Below are 19344 nucleotides of genomic sequence, written 5' to 3'. Positions count from 1 at the left end.
ACGAACCCCCGACGTTGATTCGACCCTAGCAAGGCGAGCGTTACGCGTTGGCGGTTACCTTCATGCGGCGAAGAAATCGAGCAGGATCTTGTTCACGGCCTCCGGGCGCTCCAGGTAGCCGAAGTGGCCGGCGTCGGGAACCTCCTGGTAGCGCGCACCCGGGATGGCCTCGGCGACCTCCCGGGACAGGTACGGGGGAATCATTCGGTCATCGGCGAAACCGATGGACAGACAGGGCACCGCGATGGCACGGTAGGCGGCCAAGCGGTCGAAGTCGTGGTCCATACGGCGCTGCGCGCGCACACCTGGCGAGACCGGGCCGCCGGTGAACTCGAACAGGTCCAGCCAGTCGCGGGCCGCGTTCGGGTCCGCCATGGTGGCCGGGGAGAGGTTCATGACGGCGGTGAGGGCGGCGTCGTACTTGGCGGGCAGCGTGACCCCGCTGGCGTCGAGTTCGTGCTCACCCAGCGACAGCGTCTTCTGGAACTGGTCGAGCCGGCCGTGCCCGGCCATGAACACCGCCTTGCGCACCAGCTCGGGGCGGGCGAGCGCGAGCTCCTGGGCGACCCGCGCACCCATGGAGGTGCCCGCCACCAGCGCCGGACCCTCGTCCAGGAATTCGATGAGCGCCGCGGTGTCACGCACCAGATCGTCGATGGTCATGCCGTCGGCGGCCTCGAAGGACGGGGCGATCCCGCGATTGTCGAAGGTGCACACCCGGTACCCGGCGGCCACCAGCGCGGGCGTCTGGTGCAGCTCCCACACCCGCCCCGGGCTGCCGGTGCCCATGATCATGACGACCAGCGGACCCCCGCCCTTGACGTCGGTGCCCTTGGCGCGGTCGCCCTTGACCTGGTAGTTCAGCGAAATTCCGTTCACCGTGGCCAACGGCATGGACATCGACCCCTTCATCACTTCGATCTCGTGCATTCGCCTGTCGTCTGCACCTCCACCGTATAGCCCGCGGGGCGCGCGACGTTTCCGACCACCGGCGTTCCGACCTCATCTGCACCGAGCGGACGGTTCACCTCCGGGGTGCGGATACCATGGACACCTCATAACCTGTGCACAGACATCCGAGAGGACACGATGATGGCCGCGAAGAGCAGCGCCAACGACATCGCGGACGACGATCTCGAGCCGCTCGCCGACGAAACCGCCCGCCAGGCTCAGCGCGTCGTGGCCGCCTACGCCGCGGACGCCGACGAATGCCGCATGCTGCTGTCGATGCTCGGCATCGGCCCGAGCAACCGGGCCGACTGAGGCGGGTTCGACTACCGACAACTACAACGGGCTCCCTGCGAACGGGCAAAGGAATCGAGTGGACCGATGAATCAGACCGACGACTCCCAGCACGATCCGGACACCGAGCCCGACGAGCTCGACGGTGTCCCCGCGGCCTACCGCGGCCCGGGGGCACTCATTCCCGATGAGGGCGCGGGTTCCGGATTCGTGGTCGTCGCGAATCGGCTGCCGGTCGACCTGGAACGCCTTCCGGACGGCAGCACCCGCTGGAAGCGCAGTCCGGGCGGTCTGGTGACGGCGCTGGAGCCCGTGCTGCGCAGCAACAAGGGCGCATGGGTCGGCTGGGCCGGTGTTCCGGACGTGGACGTGGACCCGATCACCGAGGACGGGCTGGACCTGTTCCCGGTGCCGCTGTCGGCCGAGGAGGTGGCCGACTACTACGAGGGCTTCTCCAATGCCACGCTGTGGCCGCTGTACCACGACGTGATCGTGCGGCCGGTCTACGACCGGCAGTGGTGGCAGGCCTACGTCCAGGTGAACCGCCGCTTCGCCGAGCACACCGCGAAGGTGGCGGCCGAGGGCGCGACCGTATGGGTGCAGGACTACCAGCTACAACTGGTGCCGAAGATGCTGCGCATGCTGCGCCCGGATCTGACCATCGGTTTCTTCCTGCACATTCCATTCCCGCCGGTGGAACTGTTCATGCAGATGCCCTGGCGCACCGAGATCGTGGAGGGCCTGCTCGGCGCGGACCTCATCGGCTTCCATCTGCCCGGCGGCGCGCAGAACTTCCTGTATCTGGCCCGCCGCCTCGCGGGGCAGCCGACCTCGCGCGGCACCGTGGGCGTGCGCTCGAAAATGGGTGTGGTGCAGGTGGGTTTCCGCACCGTGCGGGTCGGCGCGTTCCCCATCTCCATCGCCTCGACCGAACTGGACGAGCACTCGCGTCGCCGCTCGGTACGCGAGCGGGCCGCGAAAATCCGTGCGGAACTGGGCAATCCGAAGACCGTCCTGCTCGGCGTCGACCGCTTGGACTACACCAAGGGCATCGATATCCGCCTCGCCGCGCTGGAGGAGCTGCTGCACGAGGGGAAGATCGACCCCGCCGAGCTGGTCATGGTGCAGCTGGCCACCCCGAGCCGGGAGCGGGTGGAGTCCTACATCCAGATGCGCGGCGATATCGAACGCCAGGTCGGCCGCATAAACGGCGAGTTCGCCCAGGTGGGCCACCCGGTGGTGCACTACCTGCACCGCCCGATTCCGCGCGAGGAGCTGATCGCGTTCTTCGTGGCCGCCGACGTCATGGTGGTGACACCGCTGCGCGACGGCATGAACCTGGTGGCCAAGGAGTACGTGGCCTGCCAGGGCGGCCTGAACGGCGCGCTGGTGCTGAGTGAATTCACCGGCGCGGCAGGCGAATTGCGCCAGGCTTACCTGTGCAACCCGCACGACCTGGAGAGCGTCAAGGAGGCCATCCTCGCCGCCGTCAACGACGACCGCGACGTCCGCCGCCGCCGGATGCGGTCGATGCGCCGCCAGGTCCTCACCCACGACGTCGACCGTTGGGCCCGCGCCTTCCTCGACGCCCTGGCCCAGGACCGCGTCGCGGGCAGCGCCCTGCTCTCCGACGACGACGTGGATCCGTCACCGCGCCGCTGAGCTAGAGGGATACCACCCGCCAGTCGACCTGGATCTGTCCGACGCCGAGATCGCTCTCCAGAATCTGGAAAGCGGCCTGGCTCAGCTCGATCTTGTCACCGGCGCAGCTCACGCATCGGTCCAGAATCGGCGCCCTGATCGTTCGGCCCTCATAGGTGACCTCGACGCCGCGCTGACAGAGTGGATCGTCATTCGAATCGGCGGTCGTCCACAGCGCGGTGGGTACGGCCGCCAACAGCTGGGACTCGGCGTTGATCGCGGTACCGCATGCGCCGTAGCCAGCATAGTTGTACCAGCCGGCCCAGCCGCCCTTGACGCTGAACTCCGTCTGTGCGTGGGCCGGTGCCCCGAACACGAGTGCTGCCAGTGCCGCGGCCCCGGCGGCAGTCGATTTGCCCCGCATGTCGTTCTCCCTCCGGCTCGGTATCCGACATCCGATCGTAGGGAGGCCCGGGCCGAACGGTCGGCGATCCAGGTTGGTCAAATACCGGTCAGTCAGATCGCCGGGCGAGCCGGGAGAACTCGAAGAGCCACACCGGCCGGAGCGTTCCCAGGAAACTCCCAGCCAACGTCCACGGAATTCCCGGACACTCGGCGCACGATGATCACGAGACAGCCCGCCACCCCCGCGCGGGCGGGGACGACGGGCTGGGCGGTGCGGCGAGCCTACTCGGGGACGTTGGCCCCGTAGCCCAGATCGCGCAGCGCCTGCTTGATCTTGGCCTGGGCCTCGTCGAGGGATTCCTTGCTCGGGTCGGTGTCGGCTCCGGAGATGTCGAAATCACCGAGCTCGAAGGCGGGGAAGACGTGCATGTGCAGGTGCGGCACCTCCAGTCCGGCGATGAGCAGACCGGCGCGGGGCGCGTCCCAGGCCGCCCGCACCGCCTTGCCGATCTTCTGGGCCACCGCGGTCATGCGCGCGAAGGTTTCCGGGTCGAGGTCCTGCCACTGGTCGATCTCCTTGCGCGGCACCACCAGCGTGTGCCCCTGGGTGACGGGGGCGATGGTCAGGAATGCGACGAATTCGTCGTCCTCCCACACGAACCGGCCGGGAAGCTGGCCGGAGATGATTGCGGAGAAAACAGAAGCCATAGCGGCAGCGTACGCGCGCCGCCCGGGCCGGGTGGCGACCGTCCGCGCGGCAGCCGCGGCTTGTCGTCGCGCGCGCCTACACTCGCCTCGAGCATCCCGCCACCGCGCCGAGGAGACCAGGCCATGCCGACCATCAGCGTTACCCGCGAGATCGCCGCGCCGCCCGAACGGGTCTGGGCCGTGGTCACCGATATCGACCGGGCCGCCGAGGTGATGAAGGGCGTCGACAAGGTCGAACGGGTCGGCGGCGGCGCCGGATTCGAGGTCGGCACCGCCTGGCGGGAGACCCGGACCATGCTCGGCAAGCGGAGCACCGAGACCATGACGGTGACGGCCATCGACCCCGGCCGCTCCTACACCGTCGAAGCCGATTCCCGCGGCACCCATTTCACCTCGGTCATCACCGTCGCGCCGCAGGGTGAGGGCACGCTGCTGTCCATGACGTTCGGCGGGGAGGCCGAGGGTCCGGCGGCCAAGCTGGCCGGGATCTTCGGCAAACTGTTCGAGCGTGCGACGCGCAGGCTGGTGCGGCGCGACCTCGACGATATCGCCGCCGCGGCCGAAGCCTGACCGGTCAGACCGCCACGAAGTGCGAGAGGATGCTCTGCACCTCGTAGATGTCCACCTGTCGGTTGAAGCGCTTCTGCACCGGCTCCGGGGAGCCGCCGATCCAGATGCACAGTTCGGCGTCCAGGTCGAAGGTGCCCGCGGTCTCCACCGTGAAGTGGGTGATGGCCCGGTACGGGATGCTGTGATAGCTCACCTTGCGGCCCGTCATGCCCTGTTTGTCGACGATGATCAGTCGCCGATTCGTGAACAGGATCGCGTCGCGCACCAGCAGGTACGCCGCGTACACCTGTTCGCCCTGTCCGAACAGCTTCGCGTACTCCTGTTGTGCGGAGTTCGGATCGATGCGTCCGGCATTGCCCATCAGTCCGTCGATCAAGCCCATCGGCCTGCACATCCTTCGCGCGATCGCGGTGGCGGCTGTCACCCCCATCATCCCTGCCGGAGGGCTGAAACGCACCGAACCGACGTCACCTAAGCTGTTGCGCGTGCGCGTACTCGTCATCGGCTCCGGTGCCCGTGAACATGCCCTCGTCCTGGCCCTGCGGCGGGACCCGGCGGTGACCGCGCTGTACGCGGCGCCCGGCAACGCGGGCATCGCCCAGCACGCCGACATCCGGTCGGTCGACCCCTGCTCCGGTGACGAGGTGGTGGCGCTGGCGCGCGACATCGAGGCCGATCTGGTGGTGATCGGACCCGAGGTGCCGCTGGTGCTCGGCGTCGCCGACGCGGTGCGTTCGGCCGGGATCGCCTGCTTCGGACCGTCCGCCGCGGCCGCGCGGATCGAGGGGTCCAAGGCGTTCGCCAAGGACGTCATGAACGCGGCCGGGGTGCGGACCGCGCACAGCGAGGTCGTGGACAGCCCCGGGGAACTCGACGCGGCGCTGGACCGGTTCGGGCCGACCTGGGTGGTCAAGGACGACGGGCTGGCCGCCGGTAAGGGCGTGGTGGTGACCGCGGATCGATCCGCCGCGCGCGACCATGCCGCCGAATGCCTGGAGATGGGCCATCCGGTGCTGCTGGAATCGTTCCTGGACGGTCCCGAGGTATCGCTGTTCTGCCTGGTCGACGGGGAGACCGTGGTGCCGCTGCTGCCCGCGCAGGATCACAAGCGGGTGGGCGACGGGGACACCGGGCCCAATACCGGCGGGATGGGCGCGTACACCCCGCTGCCGTGGCTGCCGGAGCGGACCGTCACCGCCATCGTCGACGAGGTGGTGAAACCCGTTGCGGCCGAAATGGTTCGCCGGGGGACGCCGTTCTCCGGGCTGCTGTACGCCGGTCTCGCCATCGGCCAGGCCGGTCCGGCGGTGGTCGAATTCAACTGCCGCTTCGGCGATCCCGAGACCCAGGCGGTGCTGGCCATGCTCGACAGCCCGCTCGGCGAACTGCTGAACGCCACCGCCACCGGCACCCTGGACCGCGTCGAATCGCCGCGCTGGAAGGACGGCGCCGCCGTCACGGTCGTGCTGGCCGCCGAGAACTACCCGGGGCGGCCGCGCACCGGCGATGTCATCAGCGGAGCCGAATCCGCCGGTACCGGAACCGAATCCGAGGTGCTGCACGCGGGCACCGCGCAGCGCGACGACGGGGCGCTGGTGTCGGCGGGCGGCCGGGTGCTGTCGATCGTCGGCCACGGTGCCGATCTCGACGAGGCGCGCGCGAACGCCTACGCGCGCCTGGGCGGAATCAAGCTGCCGGGCAGCCACTTCCGCACCGATATCGCCCTGGCGGCCACCGAGAACCGGATCACGGTGCCCACCGCCGTCTGAGGCCACCGCACACCTGTTCCGGTTCCGTCCGGGCCGCGCGATCGGTGCACCGGCGGAGCCGAGCAGGTCGAGGCGTCGTGGCCGCGACCCAGCGGCCGACGACCTCGGCCGGTGGCGCACACCGGCCGGACCATCGCCGGTGGTCGACTCGCAGCGCCGCCGGGTGGCGTGCCACCTGCGAGTAGGCGACTCGCAGAGCTGCCGGGCGGCGCGCCGCCTGCGCGAGTGTGCCCGCCGGGCGAGTCGGCCGACCGCGTGGGCACTTCCACGCGGTCGCTCGCATCAGTTCAGGGACAGGCCGTGCAGGGCCAGCCAGCGTTGCGGGTCCACGTGCTGCCCGTTCTGGATCACCTCGAAGTGCAGGTGCGGGCCGGTGGAGTCGCCGCGGTTGCCGATTCGGGCGATCTGCATGCCGGCGGGGACGCGTTCACCCACCGAGACGATGAAGTCGTACATGTGCCCGTAGACGGTGACGGTGCCGTCGTCGTGGCGGATGCGCACCCACAGGCCGAAACCGGCGGCTGGGCCCGCGTCGACAACCGTGCCCGAGGCGACGGCGTAGATGGGGGAGCCCAGCGGCGCGGCGATGTCGATGCCGTTGTGGAAGGTGCCCCAGCGCTGGCCGAACGCCGAGGTGAACAGGCCCTTCGCCGGTAGCGCGAAGCCACCGATGCTGGGCAGCACGAACCCGGGCGGCAGTGCGCCGCCGGGATCGGCGCCCGAGTTCAGCCACGGCTGCGTCTCCCCGGCCACCGCCGCGGCCGCCTCGGCCTTGGCCCGCTCCAGCGTGGCCCGCGCGGCCGCCGCCACCACGGCCGCCTCGCGCAGCTTCTCGCCGTTGTCGATGGCGTCCAGATAGCGCTTGGTGGACGCGGCCGGAGCCGCGACCTGGAGCGGATAGGCCGCGGGCACCCGCAGCGCCACCCCGGGCTCCGCCGGGGCGTCCACCGGAATGATCGCCAGCGGACTGTCCGCCCCCGCGAACACCAGCACCGCCGCCATCCCCGCCAGCAGATACCGATGCGCCCCCGCCCACGCCCGCACCACCGGCACCCGCCGCCGTGCCCGCGCCCGCACCCGCGGCCCGAACTCCCGCACCTGCTCGCGGTTCTTGGGCACCGCCCGCCACAGCCGTGCGCTCGCTACCCGCGCCCGCTCGCCCACGGGTTCGAGCACGCGCTCGATCTCGTCCCGAGCCACCGCTACTCGCGAAACGCCCGCCACCATCCGATCCGCCACTCGCGGAACGCCCGCCGCCGTCCGATCCGCCACCCGCCGCCCGGCTGCCCCTCGCGCATTCGCACCATCTCCCGAGGCGCGCCGCTCCACCTCGGCGCGCAGCCCCGGCACGAACCGGCCACCCCCGAACCTCGCGAGCCGATCCCCTTCCGCCCTTTCGCCCCCGGCTCCCACGCCGCTCTCGGTGTCGTCTTCGGTCGCCAGGCCGTTCCCGGCGTCGGTGTCGTCAGCTGCCGTGCCGCTCTCGGCAGTCGAGGAGACCGCCGTGGCACCGTTTCGCCCGTCGCTGACCGCTGCTGCCGGTGCGTCGCCCATGTCCGCCGCGGTGGCGGCTCGCCCGCCGTCATCGATCGGCGGATCGGCCGTCGTGAGCTCGCCTGTCGCCTGTGCCTCGCCGTGGGAGTGCGAATCGATCGTCGCTGCGGGCCGGTGGTCGGTGCCACGTATCGACAGGGGCCGGGCGGTGTCCTCGCGCGGGTCGACCGCGGTGTCCTCGCGCGGCGCTCCGTTGCGGGCGCCGGTGTGCTCGGAGCCGCCGACATGCCCGGATTCGGGCCGGTCGGCGCCGGTCGCCGCCGTGGTGCGCTCGGCGCCGGCCACGGCGTCACCCCGCCCGGGGCGCTGTTCGCCGGGCTCGGTGGTGTCCGCTGCGACGGGCGTTATGACCTCCTGGTCGATGCTGTGTCCCCCCGACACGATGTTCTTCTCAGCCATTCCGGCGGGTATTACGGGACCGACGGAGGAGCGGGTGCTCTACCGTCGGTCGAGTGCGTATCGAATCTCGCCGGTCGGCCATTCCACCTTTCTACGTGATGGACGTCTGGAAAGCAGCAGCGGAGCGGGCCCGGACACACGGGGATGTGCTGGTGCTGGCGGCGGGGCAGCCGTCCACTCCGGCGCCGCGGCCGGTGCTGCGGGCCACCAAGGCGGCCATGGATTCCGAATTGCTCGGCTACACCGAGACATTCGGGATCCTGCCGCTGCGCGAGGCCATCGCGGGCCACCACCGGGACACCTACGGGGTGGCGGCGACGGCCGAGGACGTGGTGGTGACGACCGGATCTTCGGGCGCGTTCACGCTGATCTTCCTCGCGGCCTTCGACGCCGGGGACACCGTGGTGGTGGCGCGGCCGGGCTATCCGGCCTACCGCAACACCCTCACCGCGCTCGGCTGCGACGTGGTGGAGCTGGACTGCGGTCCCGAGACCCGATTCCAGCCCACCGTGGCCATGCTGGAGGCGCTGCCGCAGGCCCCGGCGGGCCTGATCGTCGCCAGTCCGGCCAATCCCACCGGCACCATGATCGACCCGGCGGGGCTGGCCGCCCTGGCCCGCTGGTGCGACGAGCACGGCACGCTGCTCATCTCCGACGAGATCTACCACGGCATCGTCTACGCCGACACCGAGCCGACCGCCTCGGCCTGGGAGACCTCCCGGAACTCCGTGGTCATCGGCTCGGTGTCGAAGTACTTCTCCATGACCGGCTGGCGGCTGGGCTGGATGCTCGCGCCCGCGCACCTGCGCCCGGCGCTGCAACGGCTGGCCTCGAATATGACCGTCTGCCCGCCCGCCGTCTCCCAGTACGCGGCGGTGCACGCCTTCGGCGCGGAGGCCAAGGCCGAACTCGACGGGCATGTGCGCCGCTATGCGGAGAATCGTCGGCTACTGCTGGAGGGGCTGCCGAAACTCGGCATCACCGACCTGGCTCCGGCCGACGGCGCCTTCTACGCCTACGCCGATATCGCGCACCGCACCGACGACTCCATGGCGTGGTGCACCGAGGTGCTGAACCGCACCGGTGTGGCCCTCGCCCCGGGCATCGATTTCGACACCCGCCACGGGCGGCACACGGTGCGGTTCTCCTTCGCCGGAGCCACCGCCGATATCGAAGAGGCGTTGGCGCGCCTGGAAACCCATCTCGGCTGACGCGATGCCGTGAGTTTGCCGGAGCTATCCCGACCGGTCCGGCGAGCCGAGCCGAGCGGTGATGTCCCGCAAAGACTTTCCGGACTCGCCCCCCATCCCCCGCCGATGCGGTACAACCGTTGTAATGCGAATTCCGCACGGCTCGTCGGCAGCCCATCCGAACTGGAAAACACACAGATCGCACCCATTTGGCACAGATGAACCGATGATGACTGGCACGATGACGTGGTGATCACCGCGACGACTCCGAAAGGCGAACGGCGTCGCCAAGCGCTGGTTGCAGCTGCCGCCGAGTTGCTGCTCGAGGGTGGATTCGAAGCGGTCCGGCACCGCTCGGTCGCGACGCGTGCGGATCTGCCGCTCGCGTCGACGACGTATTACTTCGAATCCCTCGAGGATCTGATCGCGCGCGCGGTCGAGTTCTCCGGCAATGCCGAACTCGAGAACATGCGCCGCCGCGTCGGTGAGGTGACCCACCGCCGCCGGGGCGCGGAGGCCACCGTGGAGCTGATCCTCGATCTGCTGGTGTGCCCCGACGGGCAGGACCAGGACGCGGAATCGCGCGGCCAGCTGATCGCCCGCTACGAGCGATCGGTCGCCTCCGCCCGCCACCCGGAGCTACGCGAAGTCCAGCTCCGACTACGGGCGCAGCTCGACGAGCTGCTCGCCGACGTGCTGCGGCGGTCCGATCGGGTGGTGCGGGCCGAACAGATACGGCGGCTGGTGGCGGTGGTCGACGGCGCGGTGGTGACGGCGCTCGGCGAGCTCGACCCGCAACCGCGGCGCGCGGCCCGGGGCGCGCTGCTGGAGCTCATCGACATCGTCGCGCCGCCGATGTGACGCGGCACCCGGGTTCGGCGCGCCGCGGGGCCGCAGCGCGCGGGTGAGCCGGGGTAAAGATGCCATCGCCGAGCTAACTAGACTCACTCGACGTGAGTCTTGTCCCGAACGTCCTCGCCACCCGCTACGCCAGCCCCGAGTTGGTGCACCTGTGGTCGCCCGAGAACAAGATCGTGCTCGAGCGGCGGCTCTGGCTGGAGGTGCTGCGCGCCCAGGCCGAACTGGGCGTGGACGTTCCGGCCGGAGTGGTCGAGGACTACGAGCGGGTCGTCGATCAGGTCGACCTGAAGTCCATCGCCGAGCGGGAGCGCGTCACCCGCCACGACGTGAAGGCCCGCATCGAGGAGTTCAACGCCCTCGCCGGGCACGAGCACGTGCACAAGGGCATGACCTCGCGCGATCTCACCGAGAATGTCGAGCAATTGCAGATCCGGCTGTCGCTCGAGCACGTGTACGCGCACGGCGTGGCCGTCGCGGCGCGGCTGGCCGAGCGGGCCGCCCAGTATCAGCCGCTGGTGATGGCGGGCCGCTCGCACAATGTGGCGGCCCAGGCCACCACCCTCGGCAAGCGCTTCGCCTCCGCCGCCGACGAGCTGCTCATCGCGCTCACCAGACTGCGCGAACTCATCGCCCGGTACCCGCTGCGCGGCATCAAGGGCCCCATGGGCACCGCCCAGGACATGCTGGACCTGCTCGGCGGCGACGCCGCGAAACTGGCGCAGCTGGAGCAGAAGGTGGCCCGGCACCTCGGTTTCGCCACCGTCTTCACCAGCGTCGGCCAGATCTACCCGCGCTCGCTCGACCACGATGTGCTCTCGGCGCTGGTGCAGGTCGGCGCGGGCCCGTCGTCCTTCGCGCACACCATTCGCCTGATGGCCGGGCACGAACTGGTCACCGAGGGCTTCCAGCCCGGCCAGGTCGGCTCGTCGGCCATGCCGCACAAGATGAACACCCGCTCCTGCGAGCGCGTCAACGGCCTGCAGGTGGTGCTGCGCGGCTACGGCTCCATGGCGGCCGAGATGGCGGGCGCGCAGTGGAACGAGGGCGACGTGTTCTGCTCGGTCATCCGCCGGGTCGCGTTGCCGGACGCCTTCTTCGCCGTCGACGGCATGATGGAGACCTTCCTGACGGTGCTGGCCGAATTCGGCGCGTACCCGGCGGTCGTCGAACGCGAGCTCGAGCGCTACCTGCCCTTCCTGGCCACCACCCGCATTCTGATGGCGGCGGTGCGGGCCGGGGTCGGCCGGGAGGCCGCGCACGAGGTCATCAAGGAGCACGCCGTCGCGGTGGCGCTGGCCATGCGCGAGCAGGGTCGCGAACCCGACCTGCTGGACCGTCTGGCCGCGGACGCCCGCATGCCGCTGGACCGCGCCGCGCTGGACGCCGCGCTGGCGGACCGCACCGCCTTCATCGGCGCGGCCGAGGCGCAGACGGCCGAGGTCATCGCCCAGGTGCAGAAGCTCGTGGACGCCGACCCCGAGGCGGCGCGCTACACGCCGTCGCCGATTCTCTAAGGGGGAGAACGTCTTCCGCTCTCGGCGGAGCCGCAATGCGGTGCGGCGGCGGCAGTTCGTTCGCGATCTCGACCACCGCCGTCCGCGCGCCGCGACCGGTGTGCGCGCGGCCTGCGTCCCGCCGGTGCGCGGTGTCGACCTGCGCGGATCGGCTCGTGGCTGAGCGTCGTCGGCAGTGGTCCTAGGCTGCGGGCATGAATCCGTACACGATCTTCGCCGATATCGTCGCCGGTCGCGCACCTTCGTCCAAGGTGTACGAGGACGATGATGTGTTGGCGTTCATGGACATTCGGCCGTTCACGCCCGGGCATCTGCTGGTGATCCCCAAGAATCCGGCCAAGAGTCTGGCGGAGCTGGATCCGGTGGTCGGCGGGAAGCTGTTTCAGGTCGGGCAGCGCCTCGCCGCGGCGCTGCGGGAGTCGGAGGTGGGCTGCGACGGGGTGAATTTCTTCCTCGCCGACGGGGTGACGGCGGGGCAGGAGGTGTTCCATGTGCACCTGCATGTGATTCCCCGCACGCCGGGCGACGGCTTCGGGTTGCGGGGGCGGCCGACGACGCCGCAGCGTGCGGATCTGGACTATCTGGCGGGCTCGATCCGGGGCGCGTTGGAGCGGCTGTAAGTCATAGCCGGGGAGCATTACCATATGCGTACCATGTGGTTTGCCAAAGACACGCCGTATCGCCGTTCCCGCCCCTCCGTGCATCCGTATGGGTAACGTGTAACCCCTCTCGTGGTGGGCTTGACGGAGGTGGGGATATGTATCGTAGAGTCGTTGCGGCAGCTGTTCTTTCGATCGCTGTCGGTTTGCTGAGCCCGGTGCTGGCCGAGCCGGCAACCGCGAGTGCGGCGCAGGTCGTCCGTATCGACGACCTCGGTCCCACGCGCTCGGCGATCTTCATCCGGTCCGCCGCCATGAACCGCACGATTCAGGTGCAGGTCCTGCATCCGGCGGGCGGCGGATCCCGGCCCTCCTACTATCTCCTCGACGGCCTCGATCCCGGTGCGGAGCAGAGCACCTGGACCAATGCCACCGACGCCGAACCGTTCTTCCGCGGCAAGAACGTCAACGTGGTGCTGCCGATGGGCGGGCAGGCCAGCTACTACACCGACTGGATCGCCGACGATCCGAAATTCGGCCGGTACCGCTGGGAGACCTTCCTCACCGAGGAACTGCCGCCGATCATCGACAGCCATTTCGCCGGCAATGGCGTGAACGCCATCGGCGGCCTGTCCATGGGCGGCAACGCGGCCTTCATCCTGGCGACGCGGCGACCCGACCTGTACCGCGCGGTGGCGGGCTACAGCGCCTGCCCGGACACCTCGATCGCCCAGGGCGCGATCCTGTTCTCCATCGCCAACCGCGGGGGCAATCCGTTCAATATGTGGGGCCCGGTGTCGAGCCCCGCGTGGGCCGAGCACAATCCGGCGCTGCTGGCGGATCGCCTGCGGGGCAAGACCGTTTACCTGTCCACCGGAACCGGGCTGCCCGGCCCGCACGAGTTGGAGATCAAACCCCAGCTGCCGGAGAACATCTTCTTCGGCGGTCCCATCGAATTCGGTGTCAACGCGTGCGTGACCGCGTTCGAGGGCCGTCTGCGGGAGCTCGGCATTCCGGCGCGGGTCGACCACAGCCCGGTGGGCACGCATTCCTGGTCGTACTGGCGGGACACACTGCATTCGTCGTGGCCGACCATCGCCGGGGCGATCGGGGCCTGACCCGCCGGCGAATCAGCTGCGGGGGCGGTTGAATTCACCGTCCTTGGCACCGGCGACGAAGGCCGCCCACTCGCCGGGGGTGAAGACGAGCACCGGGCCGTCCGGGTCGGCGGAATTGCGCAATCCGATATTTCCGCTGGCCAGGAAGGCTACCTCGACACCGTCGCCGGTGTCGGTGCTGCGCCGCCACACGGCGTCGGGCTCGATCTCACGGTTCTTGGCTTCCACTCGGACTCCTGTGCGTGGTGGTACCGGACGGTGATTTGGGTCGCACTCATAGTGCCAGGGTTTGCGGGCTGCCCGGATCGGATATTCCATTCTGTGTCAGCAGGAAGGAGGTATGGTGCGCACGCCATGGTCCCCTCAGCGAGCAGCTCCCATCTCCGATAGTTGTGAGGTCGTGCCCGGTCGCTTCACCATCGAATTGGCACAGAGCATTCTGCGAATCCACCGAAGTTGCCCGACCGATCAATGCGAACGACGCAAGGCGGCGGTCTTCTACCTCTACGAGCAGAATCGCCATCTGGCCGGTAACGGCCGTCGTCGGCTGCGGTAGCCGTCGGCACTCCGGGTCCGAGCCGTCGTAGCCTGAGTACGACGGTGGTGGTCACGACTCCCGAAACGCCGCCGCATCGGCGGCAAGCAGGACGAAACGTACATCCCGCGCGGCAAACGTACAGCCCGCGCGGCAATGGGGACCGGGTGCGCGCCGCGTGGGCGGGGTTGCGCACTACGGTGGATCGCATGGCTCTGGACAGTGGTAGCGCAGCGACGACCTCCGAATCCGTGGTGACCGAATCCATGGTGACCGCGCCGATCGCGAAGCGGGTTCCGGCGGAGCGCGTCCATCACGGTGACGTGTTCACCGATGACTACGAGTGGCTGCGGGACAAGGAGAATCCCGAGGTCATCGCGTATCTGGAGGCGGAGAACGCCTACACCGACGCGCAGACGGCGCAACTGGAGCCGCTGCGGGAGCGGATCTTCGACGAGATCAAGTCCCGCACGCAGGAGACCGATCTGTCGGTGCCGACGCGCATGGGCGACTGGTGGTACTACTCGCGCAGCTTCGAGGGCAAACAGTACGGCGTGCACTGCCGCTGCCCCGTCGGCGAGCGGGACGACTGGACGCCGCCGCAGCTCGAGGTGGGCACCGAGGTCCCCGGCGAGCAGGTGCTGCTGGACAGCAACGAACTGGCCGAGGGGCACGACTTCTTCGCCCTCGGCGCGTTCTCCATCAGCCACGCGGGCGACCTGCTGGCCTATTCCGTCGACACCGTCGGCGACGAGCGCTACGTGCTGCGCTTCAAGAATCTGGAGACCGGGCAGGCGCTGGCCGACGAGATCCCGGGCACCGCGCCGGGCGCGACCTGGTCGCTGGACGGCACCCACGTCTTCTATCAGACCGTCGACGAATCCTGGCGGCCCGACACCGTGTGGCGGCATCGCCTGGGCACCGCCCAGGACGCCGACGTCAAGGTCTTCCACGAGCCCGACGAGCGCTACTGGGTCAGCATCGGCGCCACCCGCTCGGAGAAGTACCTCGTCGTCTGGGTCGGCTCCAAGATCACCACCGAGGGCTGGATCCTGGAGTCCGACAATCCCGAGGGCGATTTCCGGGTGCTCATGCCGCGCCGCGAGGGCGTGGAGTACTCGGCCGAACACGCCGTCATCGGCGGCGAGGACCGGCTGCTCATCCTGCACAACGATGTCGTCGACGGCGTGAAGGCGGAGAACTTCGTGCTCGCCGAGGCCCCGGTCGACGATCCCGCGAATCAGCGCGTGCTCATCGGTCACCGCGACGATGTGCGGCTCGAGGATGTCGACGCCTTCTCCGACAAGCTGGTGCTGTCCTACCGCCGCGAGGCGCTGCCGCGGGTGGCGGTGTGGCCGCTGACCGCCGACGGTTACGGTGAACTCGCCGAGATCCAGTTCGGCCTGGAGCTGTTCGCCGCCGGGCTGGGCTCCAATCCGGAGTGGGAGCAGCCGACGCTGCGCATGGGGGTCACCTCCTTCATCACGCCGATGCGGATCTTCGACTTCGTGCCCGCCACCGGGGAGATGCTGCTGCGCAAGGAGCAGCCGGTGCTCGGCGACTTCCAGGCCGACGACTACGAGCAGCATCGGGACTGGGCGGTGGCCGCGGACGGCACCCGCATCCCGATCTCCATCGTCAAGCGCAAGGATCTCGGCGACGGCCCGAAACCGCTGCTGCTCTACGGTTACGGCTCCTACGAGGCCAGCATCGATCCCGGCTTCTCGGTGGCGCGGCTGTCGCTGCTGGATCGCGGCATGGTGTTCGCGGTCGCGCACGTGCGCGGCGGCGGTGAGATGGGCCGCCTCTGGTACGAGCACGGCAAGACGCTCACCAAGAAGAACACCTTCACCGACTTCGTCTCCTGCGCACGGCATCTCGTCGACACCGGCGTCACCGCGCCCGACCGCATGATCGCCGACGGCGGCAGCGCGGGCGGTCTGCTGGTGGGCGCGGTGGCCAATCTCGCGCCGGAGCTGTTCGCGGGCATCCTGGCCAACGTCCCCTTCGTGGACCCGCTGACCTCCATTCTCGACCCCTCGCTCCCGCTCACCGTGATCGAATGGGACGAGTGGGGAAATCCCTTGGCGGACAAGGAAGTCTACGAGTACATGAAGTCGTACTCGCCGTACGAGAACGTGGCGGCGGTGGACTACCCGCCCATTCTGGCCATCACCAGCCTCAACGACACCCGCGTGCTCTACGTGGAACCGGCCAAGTGGGTCGCGAAACTGCGCGCCACCAAGACCGGCGACAGCCAACTGCTGCTCAAGACCGAGATGACCGCCGGGCACGGTGGCGTGTCGGGCCGCTACGAGAAGTGGAAGGAAGTCGCCTTCGAATTCGCCTGGGTGCTGGAGAAGGTGGGGCTGGCCGACCGCTGAGCTGTCGCCCGCGGGTGCGGCGGCCCCGGCCGGACTTCCGCGCCCGCCCGGCGACAGTTCGTTCCGGCTACTGAGTCGAGCCGGAGCCGCGGGACGTTCGGCATCGGCACGCCCGCCCGGCGACGGCGCGTTCCGCTACCGCTTCGAGCCGGATTCGTTGGCAGTCGAAATCGGCACGGCAGCCGTGGCCGAGTGCGTGAAGCCGCCGACATCCGCCCGGGTGAGCGGGGTGGACCGGGGATTCTCGCGCAGCTGGGCGACGCCGCGCTCCAGATCGGCGAGCAGCAGATCGACCATGTCGACGCTGAAGCCGTGGGGGAGCACCGCGCGCATGACGGTCTCGTTCTCCGCGCCGAGCGGGGCCAGGCCGGTTTTGTGGCCGGAGGCGTTGATGGACTTCACCCGGGGCAGCCGGAAGTCCCACTCCAGCTCCGGAGCGCGGAACGGGGCGAGGAAGCCACCGCTGGCGGCATCGACGTGGACGGGGATGTCGAGGCCGGTCCGGGCCGCACACGAAGTTGGGTGTTCCCGTGCCGCCGCGTGCGCGCCAGCGGAATTCGGCGGCCAGGCCGCCCAGCATGGCGGCCTCGCTGGAACCGGTGGTGGAGGTGCCCGGCGCGGCGGCCGGGTCGGGGGCGTGCCACAGGTCGGCCACCATGCGCACGCCGCGTCGCTCGAGCTCGGCGGTCTGCGGGTATTCGTCCTTGTCGACGATGTTCTTGTCGATGGAGTCGTTCATGAGCCGCCGAGCCTGATCGTCCACCCAGGTGGTGCAGAAGGTCGTCGGATTCGGGCTGGTCGGCCATCGTGCCTCCGGTTCGCAGCGAAGTTTGCCGTCAGTCGAATGTCGGATTATCGACATTCGAAACTGATTGAACAGCATACCGTTTCGTAATCGGAATTCGATTGCTGAAAGGTTACTATCCTGCATATGGACAATCGGCAAGGCGTGGAGCGCGTGGTCCGATGATGGCCACGACCAGGGCTGCGACGGCCACCAACTACATCTCCTGGATCACGCTGGCACTCATGACCACCAGTTCGGTGGCCAGCCTGCGGGCCGCGCCCACCATGGCGGTCTACGGCCTCGCGTGCGTCTTCCTCTACCTGCTGCCCGCCGTGCTGTTCCTGCTGCCCACCGCCTTCGTGGCGGCGGAGCTGGCCTCCGGCTGGGCGGGCGGGGTGTACAGGTGGGTGGGGGAGGGGATCTCGCAACCGGCGGGGTTCCTGGCGGTGTGGTGCCAGTTCGCCATGACCATCTTCTACTACCCGAGTCTGCTCGCCTACGTGGCGAGCACCTTCGCCTACATCATCGACCCGTCGCTGGCGGCCGATGGCGTGTACGTGGCCTTCGTCATCGTCACCATCTACTGGGCGGCGGTGTACATCTCCTCGCAGGGCACCAAAACCGTTGCGGGACTGTCGAGTGCGGGGCTTATCATCGGCACCCTGATACCGGGCGCGCTGCTGGTGGCGCTCGGCTTCGTCTTCCTGGCGCAGGGCAACGAACCGGCCGCGCCCATGGACGCCGGACATCTGCTCCCGGCCTGGACCGGGTTGGCCAGCCTGGTGCTCATCGTCAACAACTTCCTGTCCTACGCGGGCATGGAGATGAACGCCGTGCACGTGTCCGCGCTGAAGAACCCCGGCAAGGAGTATCCGAGGGCCATGGCGCTGGCCGTGCTGCTGGTGCTGGCCATCTTCATCATTCCGGCCATCGTGATCAGCTGGGTGGTGCCGTCGAAGAACCTCAGCCTGACCGCGGGCGTCATGCAGGCGTTCGACGGATTCTTCAACCACTTCCACATCGGTTTCCTGACCCCGATCCTCGGCGTCATGCTGGTGGCCGCGGCCCTGGGCGGCATGCTCACCTGGCTGGCCGGGCCGTCCAGGGGACTGCTGCTCATCGGGCGCAAGGAAGGGTATCTGCCGCCCGTGCTCACCCGCGTGAACAAGCATGGGGTGCAACAGAACATGCTCGTCGCGCAGGGCGTGGTGACCACGCTGCTGGCACTGCTCTACGCCTTCATCCCCGACGTCTCCAGCGCCTACTGGATCCTGTCGGTGATCACCACGCAGGTGTACCTGATCATGTACGTGCTCATGTTCGTGGCGGCGGTGCGGCTGCGCCGCGACCGGCCCGATCATCCGCGCGGGTACCGCGCCCCCATGCTGGTCGCCCTGTGCGGCGTCGGCATCGCCTCCTCGCTCGCGGCGTTCCTCATCGGATTCGTCCCGCCCTCGCAGTACGGCAGCGGCAGCCCGCTCGGTTACGTGCTGCTGGTCGGGCTCGGCGCGGGCGTCGTCGGGCTGGTGATCCCGTACCTGTTCCTGCGTCTGCGCAAGCCCGCCTGGAAGATCGACGAGCCACAGGAGGCACTGGCATGAGCGAAGTCGAACGGCCGGAGCCCGAGCAGGTTTCGGCACGCGGGCGACGGATCGTCTACCTCGCGGTGGCCGCCGTGCTGGTGGCCGTCGCGGTGGCCGGGGTGATCGTGTTCGAGCAGATCCGCGATGGCGACGCCGCCACCACCGAGGCCGAGCGGCTGCACGCCCGGCTGCTCGCCGCGGGACTGGCCGCGCCCGATCCCCGGGTCATCGCCAACTCCCTCGGCACCGACGGCGGGCTGGTATGCCAGGATCCGTCGTCCCCGCTGATCAAGGCGCGCTACCAGGCCGCCATCAGCAACGGCGCGACCGGTCCGGGCACCCGGCCGGTCATCGCCGACCGCGATCTGCTCGCGGCCACCGCCCTGGCCATCGAGACCTACTGCCCGGATCGGCTCGCCGCCTATCTCGAGGAGACGGGAACACTGAGAACCGGTGACACGCTGAAATCTCGAGGCAACCGGTAA

Annotated in this window: 18 protein-coding genes and 1 pseudogene; 12 read left to right on the top strand and 7 right to left on the bottom strand. The window is 69.3% G+C overall.

The features are described 5' to 3' along the window. Window positions 1-60 precede the first annotated feature (60 nt). Entirely contained in the window at window positions 61-894 is an 834-nt protein-coding gene (locus QMO76_RS24705) for an alpha/beta fold hydrolase (protein ID WP_306363892.1), read from the bottom strand. 198 nt (window positions 895-1092) lie between these two features. Between QMO76_RS24705 and QMO76_RS24700 the strand changes: the two genes are divergently transcribed. Next, on the top strand, window positions 1093-1263 hold the full coding sequence (locus QMO76_RS24700) for a hypothetical protein (RefSeq protein ID WP_169334996.1): 171 nt from the start codon (window positions 1093-1095) through the stop codon (window positions 1261-1263). Between the two features lie 66 nt (window positions 1264-1329). After that, complete coding sequence (locus tag QMO76_RS24695) at window positions 1330-2904, top strand: trehalose-6-phosphate synthase (RefSeq protein WP_306363714.1); 1575 nt, start codon at window positions 1330-1332, stop codon at window positions 2902-2904. 1 nt (window position 2905) lies between these two features. On the opposite strand, the gene QMO76_RS24690 is transcribed toward QMO76_RS24695, so the two are convergent. Continuing rightward, window positions 2906-3307 (bottom strand): RlpA-like double-psi beta-barrel domain-containing protein, encoded by a 402-nt coding sequence (locus tag QMO76_RS24690; protein WP_306363713.1) that lies wholly within the window; start codon window positions 3305-3307, stop codon window positions 2906-2908. 263 nt (window positions 3308-3570) lie between these two features. Further along, on the bottom strand, window positions 3571-3996 hold the full coding sequence (locus QMO76_RS24685) for an HIT family protein (RefSeq protein ID WP_306363712.1): 426 nt from the start codon (window positions 3994-3996) through the stop codon (window positions 3571-3573). Between the two features lie 123 nt (window positions 3997-4119). On the opposite strand from QMO76_RS24685, the gene QMO76_RS24680 reads away from it, so the two are divergent. After that, entirely contained in the window at window positions 4120-4566 is a 447-nt protein-coding gene (locus tag QMO76_RS24680; RefSeq protein ID WP_306363711.1) for an SRPBCC family protein, read from the top strand. Window positions 4567-4570: 4 nt separating this feature from the next. On the opposite strand, the gene QMO76_RS24675 is transcribed toward QMO76_RS24680, so the two are convergent. Continuing rightward, window positions 4571-4948 (bottom strand): PH domain-containing protein, encoded by a 378-nt coding sequence (locus QMO76_RS24675; protein WP_306363710.1) that lies wholly within the window; start codon window positions 4946-4948, stop codon window positions 4571-4573. 103 nt (window positions 4949-5051) lie between these two features. Between QMO76_RS24675 and purD the strand changes: the two genes are divergently transcribed. Then, a complete protein-coding gene (gene purD, locus QMO76_RS24670) occupies window positions 5052-6335 on the top strand; it encodes a phosphoribosylamine--glycine ligase (RefSeq protein WP_306363709.1) in 1284 nt (427 codons plus the stop codon). Window positions 6336-6617: 282 nt separating this feature from the next. On the opposite strand, the gene QMO76_RS35415 is transcribed toward purD, so the two are convergent. Next, window positions 6618-8288, bottom strand: coding sequence for a peptidoglycan DD-metalloendopeptidase family protein (locus tag QMO76_RS35415; protein WP_372342066.1), 1671 nt, complete (start codon window positions 8286-8288; stop codon window positions 6618-6620). Between the two features lie 53 nt (window positions 8289-8341). On the opposite strand from QMO76_RS35415, the gene QMO76_RS24660 reads away from it, so the two are divergent. The 5 genes from QMO76_RS24660 (at window position 8342) to QMO76_RS24640 (ending at window position 13570) form a co-directional block, all read left to right on the top strand. After that, a complete protein-coding gene (locus QMO76_RS24660) occupies window positions 8342-9499 on the top strand; it encodes a pyridoxal phosphate-dependent aminotransferase (RefSeq protein WP_306363708.1) in 1158 nt (385 codons plus the stop codon). A gap of 228 nt (window positions 9500-9727) precedes the next feature. Then, window positions 9728-10339, top strand: coding sequence for a TetR/AcrR family transcriptional regulator (locus QMO76_RS24655; RefSeq protein ID WP_306363707.1), 612 nt, complete (start codon window positions 9728-9730; stop codon window positions 10337-10339). 92 nt (window positions 10340-10431) lie between these two features. Then, a complete protein-coding gene (gene purB, locus QMO76_RS24650) occupies window positions 10432-11853 on the top strand; it encodes an adenylosuccinate lyase (protein ID WP_306363706.1) in 1422 nt (473 codons plus the stop codon). 194 nt (window positions 11854-12047) lie between these two features. After that, window positions 12048-12473 carry an HIT family protein gene (locus QMO76_RS24645; RefSeq protein ID WP_306363705.1) on the top strand — a complete coding sequence of 142 codons (426 nt, stop codon included), beginning with the start codon at window positions 12048-12050 and terminating at the stop codon, window positions 12471-12473. A 137-nt stretch (window positions 12474-12610) separates the two neighbouring features. Next, entirely contained in the window at window positions 12611-13570 is a 960-nt protein-coding gene (locus QMO76_RS24640) for an alpha/beta hydrolase family protein (protein WP_306363704.1), read from the top strand. Between the two features lie 12 nt (window positions 13571-13582). Here QMO76_RS24640 and QMO76_RS24635 read toward each other — a convergent pair whose 3' ends face one another. Next, a complete protein-coding gene (locus QMO76_RS24635) occupies window positions 13583-13798 on the bottom strand; it encodes a DUF397 domain-containing protein (protein ID WP_306363703.1) in 216 nt (71 codons plus the stop codon). A gap of 573 nt (window positions 13799-14371) precedes the next feature. Between QMO76_RS24635 and QMO76_RS24630 the strand changes: the two genes are divergently transcribed. Then, window positions 14372-16489: a S9 family peptidase gene (locus tag QMO76_RS24630; RefSeq protein ID WP_306363890.1), complete on the top strand. Its 2118-nt coding sequence runs from the start codon at window positions 14372-14374 to the stop codon at window positions 16487-16489. A 363-nt stretch (window positions 16490-16852) separates the two neighbouring features. Here the strand turns inward: QMO76_RS24630 and QMO76_RS24625 are convergent. Continuing rightward, window positions 16853-17279 (bottom strand): annotated as a pseudogene (locus QMO76_RS24625) (pyridoxal-dependent decarboxylase); the annotation flags it as partial. Window positions 17280-17455: 176 nt separating this feature from the next. Here QMO76_RS24625 and QMO76_RS24620 point away from each other — a divergent pair. Then, the gene (locus QMO76_RS24620) at window positions 17456-18877 is read left to right on the top strand and encodes an APC family permease (RefSeq protein WP_306363702.1); all 1422 of its coding nucleotides are present in this window, start codon (window positions 17456-17458) and stop codon (window positions 18875-18877) included. Beyond that, window positions 18874-19344: a hypothetical protein gene (locus QMO76_RS24615; protein WP_306363701.1), complete on the top strand. Its 471-nt coding sequence runs from the start codon at window positions 18874-18876 to the stop codon at window positions 19342-19344. Before QMO76_RS24620 ends, QMO76_RS24615 begins: the two co-directional genes overlap by 4 nt.

Origin of the sequence: Nocardia sp. CC227C (assembly GCF_030767025.1) — a bacterium.
Classification (GTDB): Bacteria; Actinomycetota; Actinomycetes; order Mycobacteriales; family Mycobacteriaceae; genus Nocardia.
This window is presented reverse-complemented; position numbering and strand designations above follow the sequence as displayed.

Bases quoted from the DNA above. Each gene is read 5' to 3' on its own strand.
- QMO76_RS24705 (WP_306363892.1), bottom strand. From the start codon at position 894: ATGCCGTTGGCCACGGTGAACGGAATTTCGCTGAACTACCAGGTCAAG.
- QMO76_RS24700 (WP_169334996.1), top strand. From the start codon at position 1,093: ATGGCCGCGAAGAGCAGCGCCAACGACATCGCGGACGACGATCTCGAG.
- QMO76_RS24695 (WP_306363714.1), top strand. From the start codon at position 1,330: ATGAATCAGACCGACGACTCCCAGCACGATCCGGACACCGAGCCCGAC.
- QMO76_RS24690 (WP_306363713.1), bottom strand. From the start codon at position 3,307: ATGCGGGGCAAATCGACTGCCGCCGGGGCCGCGGCACTGGCAGCACTC.
- QMO76_RS24685 (WP_306363712.1), bottom strand. From the start codon at position 3,996: ATGGCTTCTGTTTTCTCCGCAATCATCTCCGGCCAGCTTCCCGGCCGG.
- QMO76_RS24680 (WP_306363711.1), top strand. From the start codon at position 4,120: ATGCCGACCATCAGCGTTACCCGCGAGATCGCCGCGCCGCCCGAACGG.
- QMO76_RS24675 (WP_306363710.1), bottom strand. From the start codon at position 4,948: ATGGGCTTGATCGACGGACTGATGGGCAATGCCGGACGCATCGATCCG.
- QMO76_RS35415 (WP_372342066.1), bottom strand. From the start codon at position 8,288: ATGGCTGAGAAGAACATCGTGTCGGGGGGACACAGCATCGACCAGGAG.
- QMO76_RS24645 (WP_306363705.1), top strand. From the start codon at position 12,048: ATGAATCCGTACACGATCTTCGCCGATATCGTCGCCGGTCGCGCACCT.
- QMO76_RS24640 (WP_306363704.1), top strand. From the start codon at position 12,611: ATGTATCGTAGAGTCGTTGCGGCAGCTGTTCTTTCGATCGCTGTCGGT.
- QMO76_RS24630 (WP_306363890.1), top strand. From the start codon at position 14,372: ATGGTGACCGCGCCGATCGCGAAGCGGGTTCCGGCGGAGCGCGTCCAT.
- QMO76_RS24620 (WP_306363702.1), top strand. From the start codon at position 17,456: ATGATGGCCACGACCAGGGCTGCGACGGCCACCAACTACATCTCCTGG.
- QMO76_RS24615 (WP_306363701.1), top strand. From the start codon at position 18,874: ATGAGCGAAGTCGAACGGCCGGAGCCCGAGCAGGTTTCGGCACGCGGG.